Origin of the sequence: Marinimicrobium sp. UBA4209, from assembly GCF_002381585.1 — a bacterium.
In the GTDB taxonomy this organism is placed as follows: domain Bacteria; phylum Pseudomonadota; class Gammaproteobacteria; order Pseudomonadales; family Cellvibrionaceae; genus Marinimicrobium; species Marinimicrobium koreense.
The window spans coordinates 619-17,682 of the sequence record NZ_DFTP01000014.1; the positions used below are offsets into that span (position 1 = coordinate 619).

Consider the following 17,064-nt stretch of genomic DNA (forward strand, 5'->3'; position numbering starts at 1 on the left):
CGGAAGCGGTTTTCGTAGGTGCCCTCGGCGCCCTGGTCGATGTAGTCCTTGAATACGGCGACGGCGTTGGCGCGGTCCTCGGGGTGGATCAATTCGGCCCAGGCCTGGGTCAGGTTAGGGCGGCCGTCCGTTGGGTAGTCGCTCAGGTAGCGGCCCAGCATGGAAAAATATTCCGGACTGCACTCCAGGTAATCGTCGGCGTGGAAGTATTCCCAGGCACCGGTATTGGAGGCGGCGATCAACGAACGGTAGCGGTCCAGACTGGTCAACAGCTCGTCGGTGCGGTTGGCCACTTCGCGCTCCAGGTGGCGCTTGTGCCAGCGCAGTTCGAGCAGAACCTTGGCGAGGTAGCCCAGTAGCAGAGGGAGGAGCAGAACAGTCCCCCAGGCCATGAAGTACCAGGAACCCTGAAGCCAACCGCGGGCCGGGGCAATGGAGAGTACCCAGGGGTTGTTGGGCACCTCGATGCGCTGTTCCACCGGCTGATTCAGCGGTTGAGGCGCATTGCCCGAGATGTTGGCGGGCTCACCGGGGGGCGGCTCCAGGCGTTTCAACTCATAGTGGTACCCCTGGCGCTCCAGCTCGTCGAGCCGGGCGACCTCAAGCAGGCGGTCCAACCTCAGGGTCACGTTGGCAAAGCCCCAGAACGCGCCATTAACCGTCACGGGATAGCGAGCGACTATGCCGTCCATGCCCTGGACCAGGCGCAAGGGGCCGGCCACTCTCAACTCGTTGTCTTCGAGGGTCAGCCGACTCTCCCGTCCCTGCTCGGGATCGGCAAGCTGATTGAAGCCGAGTGCCGCCCGGTTGTCCTCGAGCGGGCTCACATAGCGAATGATGCCCCCCGGCGACAGGGACAGGCTCTGAACATCCGGGTAGTGTTGCAGCATGTCCTCGGTCACGGTCTGAAACCGCTCCCCCACATTGCGGACGTTGCGCACGTAGGTGGCCAGGGTGTAGGCCGCCGAGAGCGAATGGCGCAGGTTGGCCTCAATGATTCGGGCGTGGTTGGCCGCCAGGGTGCTGGCGAGCAGTCGCTGCTCGCGAATCAGGGAGTCTCGCTCCTTGCTCATCCAGGCGATGGTCAGCGCGCCGCTGGCAATCAGGGTCACCAGTGCCACAATCCAACTGAGGGTTTTGGGGTGGCGCTGTTCAAGGGAGCGAAAATTCATGGGTAGCCGTGGGTAACCCTGGTGGGGGATGCGTCGGTCATACTGGCGAGTATAGCGGCAACGGCGCCGGTTTGGCCAAGTATTCGAGTCGAGAGGCTGAGCGACGCTTTGCTATGATGGCCGCCGATTCTGCAAGTGGGAGCGTCATCATGATCGATATTGGAGTGAATCTGACCTCGGGCCGTTTCAACAAGGACCGCGAGCAGGTGCTGGAGAGCGCCTGGGCGCAGGGCATCAATGCGCTGATCATTACCGGCACCTCGGTGGCGGGCAGCCGGGACGCGGCGGCGCTGGCGGCGTCGGATAGCCGGCGATTGTTCGCGACGGCCGGGGTGCACCCACATGAGGCGAAAACCTGGGATGAGGCGGCCGCGCAGCAGCTCCGGACTCTGGTACAGCAGCCCCAGGTGGTGGCGATAGGGGAGTGTGGGTTGGACTTCAACCGTGATTTCTCCCCTCGCCCCGATCAGTTGGCCTGCTTTGAAGCGCAATTGGCATTGGCGGCGGACGTCGGCAAACCCGTATTTCTGCATCAGCGGGATGCTCACGCGGCGTTTATGCCCATTCTTCGTCGCTACCGGGATCAACTGCCGGGAGCCGTAGTGCACTGCTTTACCGGTACGGGGGACGAGTTGGAGGATTATCTGTCACTGGATTGCCATGTCGGCGTGACCGGTTGGGTGTGTGATGAAAAGCGCGGTGGCGAGTTGCGCGAACTGGTGAGCCGGATTCCGGCCGATCGCCTGTTGGTGGAAACCGATGCTCCCTACCTGACGCCTCACAATCTGCCCAAAAAACCCAAAGGCAATCGCAACGAGCCGGCGTTTCTGACTTATGTGATCGAGAAGATTGCACAGTGCCGCAACGAATCGTTTGAAGCCCTGGCGGAAACAACGGCTTACAACGCGGAGAAATTTTTCCAGTTGCCCCGGAACTGAGTCCGTCCGGTCGCGTAGGGCGGGTAAGGCCAAAGGCCGCACCCGCCGCAACAAAAGGCTCACCTACGGCACCCAGCGGTGCCGCTCAACAATACCTTACCAGACCTGAGGCGGCGTATCCGGATTGATCACCTCTTCGGATACACCGCTGCCGAGTTGGACCTCATCTTCGTTGATGTTGCCGCCGTCAATAAAAATCGCACCGGAGTACCGGCCCTCAACCCGCAGCGGGCCGCCGCTGACATTATCACTCAGGCTGACGTTATTGAGATGCACCTCGTAGGCATCATCAATGGTCATGGCCAGGGAGTCCGACTCAATGGAGACGTTTTCCATCTTCAGGTTTTTCATGCGCACGATACGCGCACCCATTTCAGCATTCTTCACCGTGACATTGGTCAGGGTCACATCCTCCACCCATTTTTCGGGCAGGCCAATCAGTGAAATGGCGGTGGGCACACCGTCAATCGATACGTCACTGATATGGATGTTGCGGGCGGTCGGAGCCACGCCCATGGCCTCCGGGCCGGTATAGAAGCTGTTGAAATTGATCGCTTCATAGGTGATGTTCTTCATCACCACGTCGCGCACAAAAATGTTCTCGATCACATTGCCCCGGCCGCGCTCGGTCTTGAACCGGATGCCGCGATCCGCACCGTCAAAGTAAGCGTCGTGCACGTAGACATTGCGAATACCACCCGAGGTTTCGCTACCGAATACCACACCACCACTGCCGGTGCGCACATTTTTCGCTTCGAAATGACGAACGACGACGTTTTCCGTGGGGATGTTGATTTTCAGGGCCTCTTCATTGAAGCCGGATTTCAGCACCACCGCATCGTCACCGGTCTGGAAGTGGTTGTACTCGATCAGGACATTTTTCGAGGAGTCCACGACCACGCCGTCGCCATTGGGGGCGCGCAGGCTATCAATGCGCACGTCGCGAACAATGATGTTCTCGCTGTAAATCAGGTGCACATTCCACATCGGTGAGTCGAGCAGCTTCACGCCCTCTACCAGAATATCCTCGGACTCCCAGAACACCATAAAGCTCGGGCGCATGCCTTCTTTCTCGGCGCCCTTACCCCAGTCGCGGCGTGACAGGGGCACCTGGGTGGCGATACCACGAGGCGGTGGGCCGTACTCTTCGAACCACTCCCACCAGTGGTCGCCCTGAGCGTTCAGAAGGCCTTTGCCAGTGATGGCCACGTTTCTGACGTTGGCCGCATAAATCATCGGTGCATAGTTGTAGGCTTCGACGCCCTCGTGCCGTTGGTGCACCACCGGCAGGTAGTCGTCTTTATCGGTGCTGAACAGCACCTCGGCCCCTTCTTCCAGGTGCAGGTTGATGTTGGATTTGAGGTGCAGTGAGCCACTGAGCCACTTGCCTTTGGGGATCAGCACCCGGCCGCCGCCAGCACTGTGGGCCGCTTCAATGGCCTGGTGCACGGCATCGGTAATCTGGTTCCGACGATCATTGGACATTTCGCGCGCGCCAAAGTCGCGAATGTTGAACGTCCGGTCGGGAAAGCTGGGCCGCTCGAGCTGAGGCATTTCAAAAGGCGGGCTCAGCGGCGCAATTTCTTGTGGGACAGGGCCCATCTGGGCTGCCAGAGGCAGGCTGATGGCGGCCAGTACACCGGCTACCAGCCAGGTATGCAGACGCCGCAGTGGCCTCCGCTGATGTTCTGTTGTTGATGAATGCATAGGTTACTCCCGGTTAAACAACCCTATGGTTGGCTGTTTTTGGTTATTGGCGTAGCGTACACCCTGTGCGGGCGAACCCGGAGGCTCTCACTTCCTCCGGGAGAAGGGATATTAGCACTTTTGATGGGGGCTGTTGACCGGCCGGCCGGATCGGCGGAGGTTAAGTTGTGTCAAAAACGCCACAGGCGAGTGATCAGCATGGCCGCCGCGCAGGACAGCCCGACAATCAGCGCCAGCCAGAAACCGTCGGCTCCCTGAGCCGGCACCAACCAATCGGTAAAGGTCAGCACATAGCCCAGGGGCAGACAGATTCCCCAGAAGGACAGCAGCATGATCAGCAGGGGCAGGCGGGTGTCCTTGTAGCCGCGCAACGCGCTGATGGCGGTCACCTGAAGAATATCCGCGAGCTGGAAAATGGCGGCAAACACCAGCAGCTGTGTGGCCACCGCAATCACCTCTGAATCGCTGGTGTACAGGGATACCAGTAGATGCCGGCCCAGTAGCACGATGGGCATATGAATCAGGGCGATGGTCAGCCCCAGAAGTAGCGTACTGCGCGCCAGCAGCCGGGCGGTGCCCGGGGTGCCGGCGCCGACCAGAAAGCTCACCCGCAGGGTCAGCGCCATACCCAGGCTCAGGGGCACCATAAAGAGCACCGAGGTGATGTTGAGCACGATCTGGTGACCCGCCACCACAATGGCCCCCAGCGGTGCCAGAAACAGGGCGATCACACCGAACATGCTCACCTCCACAAACATGCTGGCCCCGATGGGCAGCCCCAGTTTGAGCAGTGAGCGAATGCGGCGCCAACTGGGGGCCACCCAGTCGGCCAGCAGATGATAGGCACGGTAATAGCGGCTGAAATTCAGATAGCCAAGCATCACCAGAGCCGCCGCGGTGTTGGAGATGGCCGTGGCCCAGCCGCAACCCACGCCACCGAGCTCCGGCGCGCCCAGTTTGCCGTAAATCAGGATGTAGTTGAGCGGCAGGTTGATCAGGGTCGAAATCAGCGAGATCACCATGATCACGCGGGTGTGTCCCAGGCCATCGGTAAGGCCGCGCAGTGAGGTAATCAGCAGGAGCCCGGGCACCCCCCAGACAAAGGCCTGCAGATAGCCCTGGGTGACCGCCGAAGTGACCTCGTCCAGCCCCAGTAGCGGCATCAGGGGGCCGGCACTGAGCAACAGCCCGGCCATCAGCACCATTGACACCAGTGCGATGTACAGGCCCTGCCAGGTGACCGGCATGATCTGGTCCTGTTGCCCTGCGCCCCGATGCCCGGAGATGGTGGGCTGTTGGGCGCTCAACACACCGTAGAAGAACAGCAGCAGGGGCATCCAGAGGCTGCTGCCGATGCCCACCGCCGCGAGATCCTCGGCGCTGTAGTGGCCGGCCATGATGGTATCGATCACGCCGTTGGCCATCTGTGCCAGTTGGGCGACCAGAATGGGGCCGCCGAGCAGTGCCAGGGTCTTCCACTCGGTCAATATCTGGGCAACGCGGCCACCACTGGGTCGCGTGGGCAGTGGCTGGTGGTGTTCGTCCATCGGGACAGCATTCCTGATTCATGACAACGGGCGCATCACTATACCCGAGTTGCACGCCGGTTTGGCAAAAGCCCTTGACCTTGGATGGGCAGGCGCCACAATAGGCCGGCATTCGGTGGCCGGTCGGTATCACGTTGGATTGCGGCGGATGCGCGCTTCGCGCTTATCCGCCCTACGCGGGTCTATACCGCTGCGCTCCGCCGTTCCCCAATCCGCGATGATCCATCAAATCGGAGCTCAATCTTGGCCAGCAAATCCAAAACCAAAACCGCCTACGTGTGCAACGAGTGCGGCGCCGACTTCACCAAATGGCAGGGCCAGTGCAGCGAATGCGGCACCTGGAACAGCCTGTCGGAAGTGCGCCTCGGGCCCACCCCGAGCAACCGCAGCGCCCGCTTTGAGGGCTATGCGGGGGCGCCCGCGGGAGAAGTGCAGACCCTGGCCGAGATCAGCCTGGAAGACCTGCCGCGCCTGAGCTCCGGGGCCGGGGAGTTCGACCGGGTGCTGGGCGGTGGTTTTGTGGCCGGCTCGGTGGTGCTGATTGGTGGTCATCCGGGCGCAGGGAAGAGTACCCTGCTGCTGCAGACCCTGTGCCATCTGGCCGGGCAGATGCCGGCGCTGTATGTAACCGGCGAGGAGTCCCTGCAGCAGGTGGCCATGCGCGCCCAGCGCCTGGGGGTGCCCACGGACAAGCTGCAGATGCTGAGCGAGACCAACGTCGAGAGCATTTGCGCCACGGCCCAGAAGATTGCGCCCAAAGTGATGGTGGTGGACTCCATCCAGGTGGTGCATATGAGCGATATCCAGTCCGCGCCCGGGTCCGTCTCCCAGGTGCGGGAAAGTGCGGCTTACCTGACCCGGTTTGCCAAGCAGACCGGTACCGTGGTGATTCTGGTCGGGCACGTGACCAAGGACGGCTCCCTGGCCGGGCCCAAGGTGCTGGAGCATATGATTGACTGCTCCATTCTGCTGGAGGGCGACAATGACTCGCGCTTTCGCACCCTGCGGGGCAACAAAAACCGCTTCGGGGCGGTGAACGAGCTGGGGGTGTTCGCCATGACCGAACAGGGCATGAAAGCGGTGAACAACCCCTCGGCCATCTTTCTCCAGCGCGCCGATGAGATCGCCTCCGGCTCGGTGGTGATGGTGATGTGGGAGGGCACCCGTCCGCTGCTGGTGGAAATTCAGGCGCTGGTCGATGACAGCCATACCGGCAACCCTCGCCGGGTCGCGGTGGGGCTGGATCAGAACCGGCTGGCCATGCTGCTGGCTGTGTTGCACCGTCACGGCGGCATCATGATGGCGGATCAGGATGTGTTTGTGAACGTGGTCGGCGGCGTGCGGGTGATGGAAACCAGCGCGGACCTGGCGCTGTTGTTGGCGATTGTGTCCAGTTTCCGCGATCGCGCCCTGCCGGAGGACCTGATGGTTTTCGGTGAAGTGGGCTTGTCCGGGGAGATCCGCCCGGTGCCCAGTGGCCAGGAGCGGCTGCGCGAGGCGGCCAAGCACGGGTTCAGAAAAGCGATTGTGCCCAAGGGGAATGCGCCTCGCGAAAAAAAAGAGGGCCTGGAAGTGATCGCTGTGCGCTCTTTGGCCGAAGCACTGGATGCGATCGAATAGCGCCTGAGCGGTGGATGACGGCCTGCGGCCTTATGCCACCCTACAATTGCGCGGCACCGAACCACGCGGCACTGATTTATACACTATAGTTTCTAAAGCCGGTGTGACCTGACACCGAACACCTAAGATTCAAAGGCATACCGGTTCTCCCTCGCATCGACACCCGGTGTCGATTTTCACTTGCATAAGGAGGATACGTGGCAAAGCGATCATCGCAATTCTTGGGGGCCACTGCGCTCACGGCGGCCAGTCTGATTCTGCCCGCTACCGCACTCGCGGAAAACACCTTCTCGGCCGGCGTCTGGGGCACCTACGCCTATCTGCCGGACGACGATACCAGCCAGGACACCTGGGGCGCCTTCGAAGGTGAAGCCCTGATCCTGTACGCTGACGGCAACGCCGAGCCGGACGAAGGGCGCTGGCTCTATTCGGCGGAAATGCGCCTGGGCCCGGGCAGCTTCACCGATCCGGCCAACAACTCCACCGGCGATCAATTCACGCTGCACAAGGCCTGGGTTGGCTGGCAGTTGGATGATGATCATGTGGTCAAGGTCGGTAAGAGTCAGGTGCCTTTCGGTTGGAAGACCGTCAACTTCTGGCCCGGCGACGTGCTGCTGGCCGGTTTTGGCGATCAGATGGACGTCGGGGTCAAGCTCTCCGGCGAACGCGATGCCTGGCGCTACGATGCGGCGCTGTACCTGGCCGATGACTGGGGCGGCGCCAGTACCGATACCGTGGATGATAACGGCCACTGGGGTAGCTCAACGACGTTCCGTAAGGTGCAGACCTGGGTCGGTAATGTCGAGTACGAGTGGGTGGAAAATCACTCTATTGGTCTTTCACTGCAGAGCGGCAAGCTGCAGGATCTGACCGGGCTTGGCAACAACGGTGTGGATGGTAGCCATGACGCCGCGGTTTTGCATTATCAGGGGCGCTTCGATGCCTTCTACGCCAAAGCCTCCTATATCACCATGTCCCGGGATTTGCCGTCGCTCTATCGGGACGATGCCGGCCTGCCGGGTACCATTGAAAACCAGCGCGTGGCGGTGGAGCTTGGCTACGATGTCGGCCCCTGGTCCTATTACATCGACCTGAGCAATGCCAACCCAGACACCGCGGGCAGCTCCGCTGGCCGGGTTAACGCCATTGCGCCCGGATTACGCTATGACTACGGCCCCGGTTGGGTGTATGTCGAATACCTGACGCAAGACGGTTTCGTTGACCGCAATGGCCAGGTCGGCGAGGGCGACTTCGATGCGCTGTATGTCTCGTTGGATTTCTACCTGTAAGTTCGTCCATCTGTAAATTCACATTCTCAAGCTAGGGGTTACCATGGCTGACGATAACACCAAACCTGAGCGGGCATCCGCAATTCCCGAGGGTGCCCAGGATGCTCTGCCGAGCTGGATAAAAATCAATCCGCCCGTATTCGTGGGCTCGGCCGTCTTATGTCTGCTGTTTGTTTTGGGCACGATCATCGCGCCGGAAATGGCGGGCAAACTGTTTACCAGTGTGCAGAACTGGGTGGTCAACACAGCCGGCTGGTTTTACGTGCTTGCTGTGGCTCTGTTTCTGATCTTTGTCGTGGTCTTGGCGATGTCGAGCTACGGGAAAATCAAACTGGGGCCCGATCACAGCGAACCGGATTACACTTACATGTCCTGGTTTGCCATGCTGTTCTCGGCCGGTATGGGCATCGGCCTGATGTTCTTTGGTGTGGCGGAGCCGGTCATGCACCTGATGAGTCCGCCGGTGGGGGATGAAGCCACGGCGGAGGCTGCACGGGAAGCAATGCGGATCACCTTTTTTCACTGGGGTATGCACGCCTGGGCAATTTATGCCGTGGTGGCATTGTCGCTTGCCTACTTTGCCTTCCGGCAGAATCTCCCGTTGACTATCCGCTCGGCGTTGTATCCGCTGATCGGTGAGCGAATTTATGGGCCAATTGGTCACGCAGTGGACATCTTCGCAGTGCTCGGCACGCTGTTTGGTGTTGCCACCTCCCTGGGCCTGGGGGTAATGCAGATCAACTCCGGCCTCAACTATCTGTTCGACGTGCCCAGTAGCGTCGGTGTACAGATTCTGTTGATCGCCGGGGTCACCGGGCTCGCCACCATTTCAGTGGTGTTGGGACTGGATGGCGGCATCCGCCGGATCTCCGAGCTCAACCTGATTCTTGCGGTCATACTGGTGCTCTTTGTACTCTTCGCCGGCCCCACGCTGTATCTGTTACAAACCTTTGTGCAGAACACCGGTTACTATATTTCCCGCCTGGTGGACACTACCTTCAACCTCAACGCCTATGAACCCAAAGGCTGGCTGGGCGGTTGGACGCTCTTTTACTGGGGTTGGTGGATCGCCTGGTCGCCCTTTGTCGGCATGTTCATTGCCCGGGTTTCGCGGGGACGCACCATTCGGGAATTTGTGACCGGCGTGCTGTTTGTACCGGTCGGCTTTACCTTCATGTGGATGACCTTTTTCGGCAACACCGGTATTCACATGATCATGGAGCAGGGTATCACCCAACTGTCGGACGCCGTCGCCGCCGACTCGTCGGTCGCGCTGTTCCAGTTCTTTGAGTACCTGCCGCTGACCACTATTGCCTCGATGATTGCCACCGTTCTGGTTGTCACTTTCTTTGTCACCTCATCGGACTCCGGTTCGCTGGTGGTCGACATGCTGACCTCCGGTGGCACCGACGATGATTCACCCGTTTGGCAGCGCATATTCTGGTCGGTCACCGAGGGTGTCATTGCCGCAGCCCTTCTGCTCGCCGGGGGACTGAGTGCACTCCAGACGGCCACCATTGCCAGCGCGTTGCCCTTCACCATCATCATGCTCTTGATGTGTTGGGGGCTGTTGCGCGCACTGCGGCTGGAAATTTTCAAACGTACCAGCCTCAAAGAAGCCATGTTGGCACCCAGGGTGTCTTCACAGTCTGACTCTTGGCAGCGTCGCCTCGCCCGGGTGATCCGTCATCCGAAGCGCCAGGATGTGCTGACCTTCATCAATGATACGGTGCACCCGGCCCTGGGTGAGGTCTGCAAAGAGTTTGAAAAACAGTCCCTGAGTGCCCGGGTCGTCCAGGACGACAATGACCGCTGCTGGATCGAAGTCTCTCACGGTGAGGAGATGGACTTTTTCTATTCGGTGCATGCCCGGCCCTATACACCGCCGACCTTTGTGATGAGCGATGTTCGCACCAAGCGCGGCGAGCAACTTCGCTACTACCGGGCGGAGGTCTATTTGCGTGAAGGCGGACAGGATTACGATGTCATGGGCTGGACTCGCGAACAGATCATTGCCGATGTGATTGATCAGTACGAAAAACACATGCACTTCCTGCAAAGCGTTCGCTAGTGTTCGCCCCGGGCCTTTAAAGGCCCAAGGATTTTCACGCCGTTTCCGAATCGGGGCGGCGTGAAAATTTTCCTTCCCTGTTAACCACCCCACATTGTCGATAATTCCTGGCATGGATTGTCACGACTGACTGGCGTTGCGGCGTTTAGCCGCTAATATGCGCCGGACATTTTCGGTCGTGATCGACAGGGTGAAATACATGGCGACAATAACAATAATCCGCTGGCACCACCTGGCAGCCATCGCCGTCGGCGGTGGTTGTCTGGGTGTGTTTCCAGCGCTTTCTCATGCACATGTCAAATGGTTCTCGGAGCCCGTGGCAGAGCCGGCGCCGGCGTTGCCGGACAGCACCACCGTGGTAGTGCTCTGCGTTCTGGTTGCGGTGGGTACCTTACTGGCAAAAGCGGTGGACCTGTTGAGCCGGGCCTATTCCCTGACGCCGCGCTGCCTTTGCAGCCGCTCCACAGGCCCGCTGCGGCTTGTGTACTATCTGATCGCCGGCTATTTTCTCGGCGCCGCCCTGACCGGAACGTTTCTGGTGCCTCACCTTCATGTTGCCGAACCCTTGTTGACCTTGGGGGTGGCGGCGCAGCTGGTGGTTTATAGCGCCTTGTTGCTCGAACGGGGTCGGGCGCTGTGTGCTTCTCTGATTGTGATGTTGTTTGTCATCGCCGGTCTGCACGATCCGCTCTTTGTCATGGAATATCCGGTGCTGTTGGGCTTGGCGTGGGTGGTACTGTTCGCTGATAAAACGCCCACGCCGCTGGGCATTTTTCTGGTCCGCTGTCTGCTCGGTGCCTCACTGATCAGTCTGGCTTTTACCGAAAAACTGCATAATCCCGCGCGAGCCATCGCGCTTCTGGATCATTACTCGCTCAATTTTATGAGTGAGTTGGGGCTGGCGTACAGTGACCGTTTGTTTGTCTACTCGGCCGGAGTGGTGGAGTTGCTTATTGGGGTGGTTTTTCTGAGCGGCTGGGTGACCCGGCTGACGATTGGCGTTCTGTTCGCTTTTATGGTGGCCACCAACAGTTACTTTTTCTGGATCGGAGAGTACCGCATGGCGATGATCGAACTGGTCGGACACCTGCCGATCTTTGCCTGTGGAATATTGTTACTGTTTTACCATCCGGTCAGTGAAAAAACAGGGGCTTCCGTCAGCCATCCGGGCGCGCCAGCAAGAGCGTCAGAAGCACCTGGTCGACCTCGCTGAGCGGGCGGTACTCCACCCCCGCCGCCAGTCCGCTATCGGTTTCCTGGCAGTGCACCAGAGTTCCGCGCAAACGGACCAGTTTGCGGGACTGGTACGCCAGTACGTCGGATACGTCTGGTGAATCAAAGTCTTCCAGCTCGATGGTCAGTGTGATTTCTTCCCCCTCGTCCAGAGGTAACGTCTCCTGAAGGTTGAGGCGTGCCCCGTTGAATGACATATCCACCACTTCGACCGAGCAGCAACGGTTGGCTTGTGCCACCCGGGCTATGGCTCGAACCGGGTGACGAGTGTGCTCGCGACGTTCTGGGGGCGCCATAGCGGGCATGGTGGCATCCTCGAAGTACCGACGGGTTCAGGGTTGTTGACTGGGGGCGATGAGCTCGCACAACTCCCGTTCCATGGCGTCCGAATTTCCGATGTTGAGCTCAATCAGACGACGCAAGTGCTGTATGCTCTCCAGATCAATGGATTGGCACTCCAGGCCCAGCCGGCCCGATTCCTGATGGGCCACACGGCCCTGCATGAAAATATCGATCTGGTCGCTCAGGTGGATATCCACGGAAATGGGGGTGTCGATTTGGACCGAGTGGCTGGCGGGCCATTCAAACAAAGCGCCTTTCAACGACAGGTCCAACACCTCGGCTTCAAAGGTGTCGGAGCCAATGGTCAGTTGTGCGGGAGCATTGAAATGAATGCGGCTGAACGGGCGTCGCTCCTGATGTTGCGGCATACCGGGCCTCACTGACGGGGTTATCCCCTAAGTGTAGTCGTTTTTTGATTGGCCACAAGGGGTGTTTGCGCCGGATGATACCGGTTACCTATAATCGGACTCCCGATAATGAACGACGAGCCCCTGTTATGACGCAGTTTCGAATCGGTATTGATCTCGGTGGTACCAAAACCGAGGTGATTCTTCTCAATGGTGACAGTGACACGCTGTTCCGCACCCGTATTCCCACGGTCAAGGGGGATTATCAGGCGACGCTGTCCGCCATAGCCGATCTGGTGGCGCAAGCGGAGGCGCAGGTCGACCTGCAGGGGTTGCCGGTCGGGGTGGGGATTCCCGGGTCGGTTTCCCGAAAGACCGGGAAAGTGAAAAATGCCAACTCGACCTGGTTGAATGGGCAACCGCTGCATGCGGACCTGTCCCGACGGCTCGAGCGCGATGTCAAAGTGGTCAATGATGCCAACTGCCTGGCGGTGTCCGAGGCCACCGATGGTGCCGCTGCCGGATACGAGTGGACCTTCGCGGCGATTCTGGGCACTGGATGCGGCGCCGGTCTGGCCTGGCGTGGACAGGCCGTGGTAGGGCCCAATGGTGTTGCCGGGGAGTGGGGGCACAACCCGCTGCCCTGGACATCGGACACCGAGTTGCAGTCCCGCCGCTGTTACTGTGGCCGCTTTGGCTGTCAGGAGACTTTTCTCTCGGGGACGGGGCTGTGTCTGTCCTATGAGCGGATGACCGGAGAGGCGCTCACTGGGCAGCTCATTGCGGAACGGGCCGGGTCGGGTGAGCGTGCGGCGGTGACGGTGGTGAATCACTATCTGGATGGATTGGCGCGCGGGCTGGCGGCGGTGATCAACGTGTTGGACCCGGACGTGATCGTGCTTGGAGGAGGTGTGTCCAATCTTTCGGTGATCTACGAGCGAATGCCCGAGTTGCTACCGCGCTATGTGTTTGGAGGGGAGTGCGACACGCCGGTGGTGCAGGCCGTGCACGGGGATTCCAGTGGTGTGAGAGGGGCCGCCTGGTTGAACCCCGTCGTGTCATGATGGGTAACCAGGCGGACGCGCTTTATCCAGATAAGCTGAAGCGGTTTATTCAAATAAGCTGAAGCTCTCTACCCAAACAGGTTGAAGCTCTCAACATTCAGCCACAGGTGGACAAAAATACTGGCGATGTAACCCAGGGCGATCACCGGGGTCCACTTCAGGTGGCCGAAGAAGGTGTAGGCACCGCGGGCCTGCCCCATCAGTGCCACGCCGGCGGCGGAACCGATCGACAACATGCTCCCGCCGGTGCCCGCCGTCAGGGTGATCAGCAACCACTGGCCGTGGGACATTTCCGGCTCCATGGTCAGCACCGCGAACATCACCGGAATGTTATCAATCAGTGCCGAGGCGACACCCAGCGTCACGTTGGCGAAAGTCGGGCCCCAGCCGTTGTAGAGAATGTCGGACATCATCGCCAGGTAGCCCATAAAGCCCAGGCCGCCCACACACATCACCACGCCCAAGAAAAACAGCAGGGTATCCCATTCCGCGCGGGCCACCCGGTTGAACACATCGAAAGGCACCACACTCCCCAGTCGACGCAGGGCGGCCTCGTCACCCGCGCGTTCGGCGAGCGCCCGTTTGCGGGCGAGGGAGCCGGGCAGGGTGCGGCGCAGGAAGTAACCGAAGAACTGCAGATAGCCCAGGCCCATCATCATGCCGGCGACCGGGGGCAGGTGCAGGAAGGTGTGGCAGGCCACGGCGGTGGCGACGGTAAACAGGAACAGCGTCATGATGCGCAGGGCGCCGCGCTTCAGCTCCACCTCTTCCACCACCGCGTGGGGTTTGCGGTTCTCGACAAAGAAACTCATGATCAGCGCCGGGATACCGTAATTCACCAGTGCGGGAATAAACAGCGAGAAGAACTCCTGGAACTGGACGATGCCGGCCTGCCAGACCATCAGGGTGGTGATGTCGCCGAAGGGGCTGAAGGCACCGCCGGCGTTGGCGGCGATGACAATATTGATACAGCACAGATTGATGAAACGGTTGTCGTCCGGGGCCATTTTGGTGACCACGGCACACATCAGCAGAGCCGTGGTCAGGTTGTCGGCAATGGGCGAGATCAGGAAAGACAGTATCCCGGTCATCCAGAACAGCGTTTTGTAGTTGAAGCCTTTGCGCACCATCCAAGCCCTGAGAACATCGAACAGGCGCCGCTCTTCCAGAGCGTTGATGTAGGTCATGGCCACCAGCAGGAACAGCATCAACTCAGCAAATTCCAGCAGGGTATGACGGAAAGCAGACTCGGACTCGGAGGACATGCCGCCCTGCACATACACCCAGCCAATCATCATCCAGATGATACCGGCTGCCACCAGCACCGGCTTGGATTTACGCAGATGCAGTTTTTCTTCGCCCATCACCAGCAGGTAGGCAATGACGAAGACGGTCAGGGCTACATAGCCGACACCGCTGTCGGTGAGATCCATACTGCCGACGGCGGCAAATGTCTGAGGGCTGAATAGCGCGAGCAAAACGCCCGCTAATACCGAAGTAAGCGCGAATGTTTGGGGCATTGTGAATTCCGTGTTGTGAGAGTCGGAAATGAGTGACCGAGGGCGGTTTAACGCGGGCGGGATATTACCATAACGTCTTTCTAAAATCCCCTCCAAAGCCCGCCGCTCTGGGGTTTGCTACTTCTTCAGAAGTAGTCCGAATTACCATTTTTGTGCTGTGGGTGGCGATCAAAGTGTCTGCTCAGTCACAGCATTGCCTGATCATGGGGTGTACGCTGACGTCCAACGATGTATTCAATGAGGCAATCCCCCCATGGCCCTGTTAGCACGTACCCTATCGGACGCTCCTGTCGAAGAAACCCGTGACTGGTTGGTCACGGAAATTGCTCCACATCAGTTCAGTGCTCATCGATCCGCACTGGTTCAGGGGAGCTGGACGGGCTGGTTTGATATGGCGGTCTGGCTGAAAACCCCGGCGGGCGCCATGCAACCGCTGCAATTGGAACTGGTCTACCGGGATGGTGCCGGGGAGCAGCGGGTGGCGATTGACCGGTGTCCGGTCGGGGGGCATCGCACGGTTCTGTTGAACGCTTCGCTACCACTGACCTTTTCCGGGCGTGTCCAGTGGGCGGCCTTTGTCCTCAAGCGGCTGGCGCCTGAAGCCAAGGTCAGCCTGGATTTGTGTCATCTGGTTCCTCAGGAGCGTCGCCAGCGTTTCGCCTGATCCATTGCAACTTTGACTGCCTGCTATACTGAGGGCTCTGTTCGGAGTCCCCAGTATGTCTATTGTTTTTCCACGGTTGGGCGCATTCGTTGTCTGGATAGCGTCCCTGCCGGTCTTTGCCGCCAATGTTCAGCTCGGCACCAATGTGTCGGACTTTGAGCAGTTCTACAATCGCGGTGGCGGCTCCGTCGAGCACATTCAATGTATTTTTGACCACCTGGGGTATACCCCCGAGATTCAGCGTATGCCCTGGCGACGTGCCCGACAGGAGGTGTCCACGGGCAAGATTGATGGGTTTTTTACCGCGATTCACACTCCTGAAGTTGACAAATACGCCACCTTGTCGGCACCTCTGTTGCTGGAAAACTGGTATTGGTACTGGGCGGCCGGCACCGAGGCACCGGACCAATGGCGCAACGGCGGAATCCGGGTGGGTGCCATTCTGGGCAGTCACCAAGCGGTGTGGCTGGATCAGCAAGGCTACCCGGTGCATATGCGGATCAACAGTCTACCCCAGTTGATCAAATTGCTCCTGAGCGGCCGTATTGATGCGTTTATCGCCGACCGGGACCACATGAGAGCGGCGGTCGAGGCGCTGGGGGTCGACATAAACCAGTATCAGGAGCGGTTTTTACGTTACATGCCGCTGGGCGTGTACTTTGGCGATGAGTTTCTGACCGCCCGTCCGGAATTTCTGAAGGCCTTCAACCGGCATATCATCGAGTGCACGGAAAGCGGTTTTGTCATGTCGGCCCTGGAGCAGGCTGAGCTGCACAGCTGGCTATCGCCCCTGTTGAGCGAGTGGCAGCGCACCCCAGGGTTGGTCGCAGCTCTGAAAGCTCAGAATCGGCACCATACGGACCTGGCACAAGAGGCGTTGGTACAAATGGATCAGGCCTGGCAGGAGGCCTTCCGCGAGGGGGCTTATGGCGAGGTTCAATCCTGGCTGGATCAGGTGCTGTCGGATCGACTGCGCGCCCTGGCCGTCGACGCCGACGGCCGCATCACCGAGGTGATTCTCACCGACTTGAAGGGCCTCAATGTGGCCGTCAGTGATATGACCTCGGATTACTGGCAGGGTGATGAAGCCAAGTTTCAACGGGCGATCGCGCTGAGCGCCGGACAACTGAATTTTGAACCGGTGGAATACGATGAGTCCACCCGGCGCTTTCAGGTACATGTCAGTCAGCCGGTGAAGGATCCCGATACCGGCGAGTTGCTGGGTATGTTGATCGTGGGAGTGGATGTCGACAAGGCGTTGTCACGCCCCCACTGACCGAGGCCTACGGGCACTCGGCCTTTTCTGCCGCAGGTTCGGCGTCGCCCGCCTCGGCGGCCCGGCGCACCTCATTTTTGCGCTGCGCTTCGGCGACCAGTACTGATCCCCAGCTGCGCAGGCGCTCAAATACCCACAGGCAGAACCCGAGGGCGCCCACTGCCAGTGCAATACCCACCAGTCCCAGGTCATCCTGCTCGGAAAAACAGGTCCAGACAAACTGCCCGACACACAGGGTTGCCACCACCAGCAGGATCGGCTTGCGGCCGATTTT

General features: G+C 59.8%; 14 protein-coding genes and 1 pseudogene. 8 read left to right on the forward strand and 7 right to left on the reverse strand.

Features of this window, described 5'->3' with window-relative positions; all coding sequences use genetic code 11:
- Positions 1–1,172, reverse strand: a 1,172-nt coding sequence (locus tag B3187_RS02460) for a CHASE domain-containing protein (RefSeq protein ID WP_286804463.1), incomplete at its 3' end; no start/stop codon positions are given.
- A 149-nt stretch (positions 1,173–1,321) separates the two neighbouring features.
- Between B3187_RS02460 and B3187_RS02465 the strand changes: the two genes are divergently transcribed.
- Positions 1,322–2,110 carry a TatD family hydrolase gene (locus B3187_RS02465; protein ID WP_123639171.1) on the forward strand — a complete coding sequence of 263 codons (789 nt, stop codon included), beginning with the start codon at positions 1,322–1,324 and terminating at the stop codon, positions 2,108–2,110.
- Between the two features lie 96 nt (positions 2,111–2,206).
- Here B3187_RS02465 and B3187_RS02470 read toward each other — a convergent pair whose 3' ends face one another.
- On the reverse strand, positions 2,207–3,817 hold the full coding sequence (locus tag B3187_RS02470) for a glycoside hydrolase family 28 protein (protein WP_024462165.1): 1,611 nt from the start codon (positions 3,815–3,817) through the stop codon (positions 2,207–2,209).
- Positions 3,818–3,987: 170 nt separating this feature from the next.
- Entirely contained in the window at positions 3,988–5,364 is a 1,377-nt protein-coding gene (locus B3187_RS02475; protein WP_123639170.1) for an MATE family efflux transporter, read from the reverse strand.
- Between the two features lie 243 nt (positions 5,365–5,607).
- Between B3187_RS02475 and radA the strand changes: the two genes are divergently transcribed.
- The 4 genes from radA to B3187_RS02495 all read left to right on the forward strand — a co-directional run bounded on the left by radA (position 5,608) and on the right by B3187_RS02495 (position 11,557).
- Positions 5,608–6,984: a DNA repair protein RadA gene (radA, locus tag B3187_RS02480; RefSeq protein WP_024462166.1), complete on the forward strand. Its 1,377-nt coding sequence runs from the start codon at positions 5,608–5,610 to the stop codon at positions 6,982–6,984.
- Between the two features lie 197 nt (positions 6,985–7,181).
- Positions 7,182–8,273, forward strand: coding sequence for a porin (locus B3187_RS02485; RefSeq protein WP_246004444.1), 1,092 nt, complete (start codon positions 7,182–7,184; stop codon positions 8,271–8,273).
- A gap of 43 nt (positions 8,274–8,316) precedes the next feature.
- Positions 8,317–10,344: a BCCT family transporter gene (locus B3187_RS02490; protein WP_123639168.1), complete on the forward strand. Its 2,028-nt coding sequence runs from the start codon at positions 8,317–8,319 to the stop codon at positions 10,342–10,344.
- Between the two features lie 199 nt (positions 10,345–10,543).
- Positions 10,544–11,557 carry a DoxX family membrane protein gene (locus B3187_RS02495; RefSeq protein ID WP_286804464.1) on the forward strand — a complete coding sequence of 338 codons (1,014 nt, stop codon included), beginning with the start codon at positions 10,544–10,546 and terminating at the stop codon, positions 11,555–11,557.
- On the opposite strand, the gene B3187_RS02500 is transcribed toward B3187_RS02495, so the two are convergent.
- Entirely contained in the window at positions 11,502–11,882 is a 381-nt protein-coding gene (locus tag B3187_RS02500; RefSeq protein WP_123639166.1) for a PilZ domain-containing protein, read from the reverse strand. The genes B3187_RS02495 and B3187_RS02500 overlap by 56 nt on opposite strands.
- A gap of 27 nt (positions 11,883–11,909) precedes the next feature.
- On the reverse strand, positions 11,910–12,287 hold the full coding sequence (locus B3187_RS02505) for a PilZ domain-containing protein (protein WP_123639165.1): 378 nt from the start codon (positions 12,285–12,287) through the stop codon (positions 11,910–11,912).
- Positions 12,288–12,415: 128 nt separating this feature from the next.
- On the opposite strand from B3187_RS02505, the gene B3187_RS02510 reads away from it, so the two are divergent.
- Complete coding sequence (locus B3187_RS02510) at positions 12,416–13,330, forward strand: ROK family protein (protein ID WP_123639164.1); 915 nt, start codon at positions 12,416–12,418, stop codon at positions 13,328–13,330.
- 68 nt (positions 13,331–13,398) lie between these two features.
- Here B3187_RS02510 and nhaD read toward each other — a convergent pair whose 3' ends face one another.
- Complete coding sequence (gene nhaD, locus B3187_RS02515; RefSeq protein WP_286804465.1) at positions 13,399–14,850, reverse strand: sodium:proton antiporter NhaD; 1,452 nt, start codon at positions 14,848–14,850, stop codon at positions 13,399–13,401.
- Between the two features lie 253 nt (positions 14,851–15,103).
- Between nhaD and B3187_RS02520 the strand changes: the two genes are divergently transcribed.
- Both B3187_RS02520 and B3187_RS02525 read left to right on the forward strand, forming a co-directional pair.
- Positions 15,104–15,514 (forward strand): hypothetical protein, encoded by a 411-nt coding sequence (locus B3187_RS02520; RefSeq protein WP_123639162.1) that lies wholly within the window; start codon positions 15,104–15,106, stop codon positions 15,512–15,514.
- A 55-nt stretch (positions 15,515–15,569) separates the two neighbouring features.
- On the forward strand, positions 15,570–16,790 hold the full coding sequence (locus B3187_RS02525) for a transporter substrate-binding domain-containing protein (RefSeq protein ID WP_123639161.1): 1,221 nt from the start codon (positions 15,570–15,572) through the stop codon (positions 16,788–16,790).
- Positions 16,791–16,797: 7 nt separating this feature from the next.
- Here B3187_RS02525 and B3187_RS02530 read toward each other — a convergent pair.
- Positions 16,798–17,064: pseudogene (locus tag B3187_RS02530) on the reverse strand (hypothetical protein); the annotation flags it as partial.

Coding starts and splice junctions, on each gene's coding strand:
- B3187_RS02465 (WP_123639171.1), top strand. CDS start 1,322: ATGATCGATATTGGAGTGAATCTGACCTCGGGCCGTTTCAACAAGGAC.
- B3187_RS02470 (WP_024462165.1), bottom strand. CDS start 3,817: ATGCATTCATCAACAACAGAACATCAGCGGAGGCCACTGCGGCGTCTG.
- B3187_RS02475 (WP_123639170.1), bottom strand. CDS start 5,364: ATGGACGAACACCACCAGCCACTGCCCACGCGACCCAGTGGTGGCCGC.
- B3187_RS02490 (WP_123639168.1), top strand. CDS start 8,317: ATGGCTGACGATAACACCAAACCTGAGCGGGCATCCGCAATTCCCGAG.
- B3187_RS02495 (WP_286804464.1), top strand. CDS start 10,544: ATGGCGACAATAACAATAATCCGCTGGCACCACCTGGCAGCCATCGCC.
- B3187_RS02500 (WP_123639166.1), bottom strand. CDS start 11,882: ATGCCCGCTATGGCGCCCCCAGAACGTCGCGAGCACACTCGTCACCCG.
- B3187_RS02505 (WP_123639165.1), bottom strand. CDS start 12,287: ATGCCGCAACATCAGGAGCGACGCCCGTTCAGCCGCATTCATTTCAAT.
- B3187_RS02510 (WP_123639164.1), top strand. CDS start 12,416: ATGACGCAGTTTCGAATCGGTATTGATCTCGGTGGTACCAAAACCGAG.
- nhaD (WP_286804465.1), bottom strand. CDS start 14,850: ATGCCCCAAACATTCGCGCTTACTTCGGTATTAGCGGGCGTTTTGCTC.
- B3187_RS02520 (WP_123639162.1), top strand. CDS start 15,104: ATGGCCCTGTTAGCACGTACCCTATCGGACGCTCCTGTCGAAGAAACC.
- B3187_RS02525 (WP_123639161.1), top strand. CDS start 15,570: ATGTCTATTGTTTTTCCACGGTTGGGCGCATTCGTTGTCTGGATAGCG.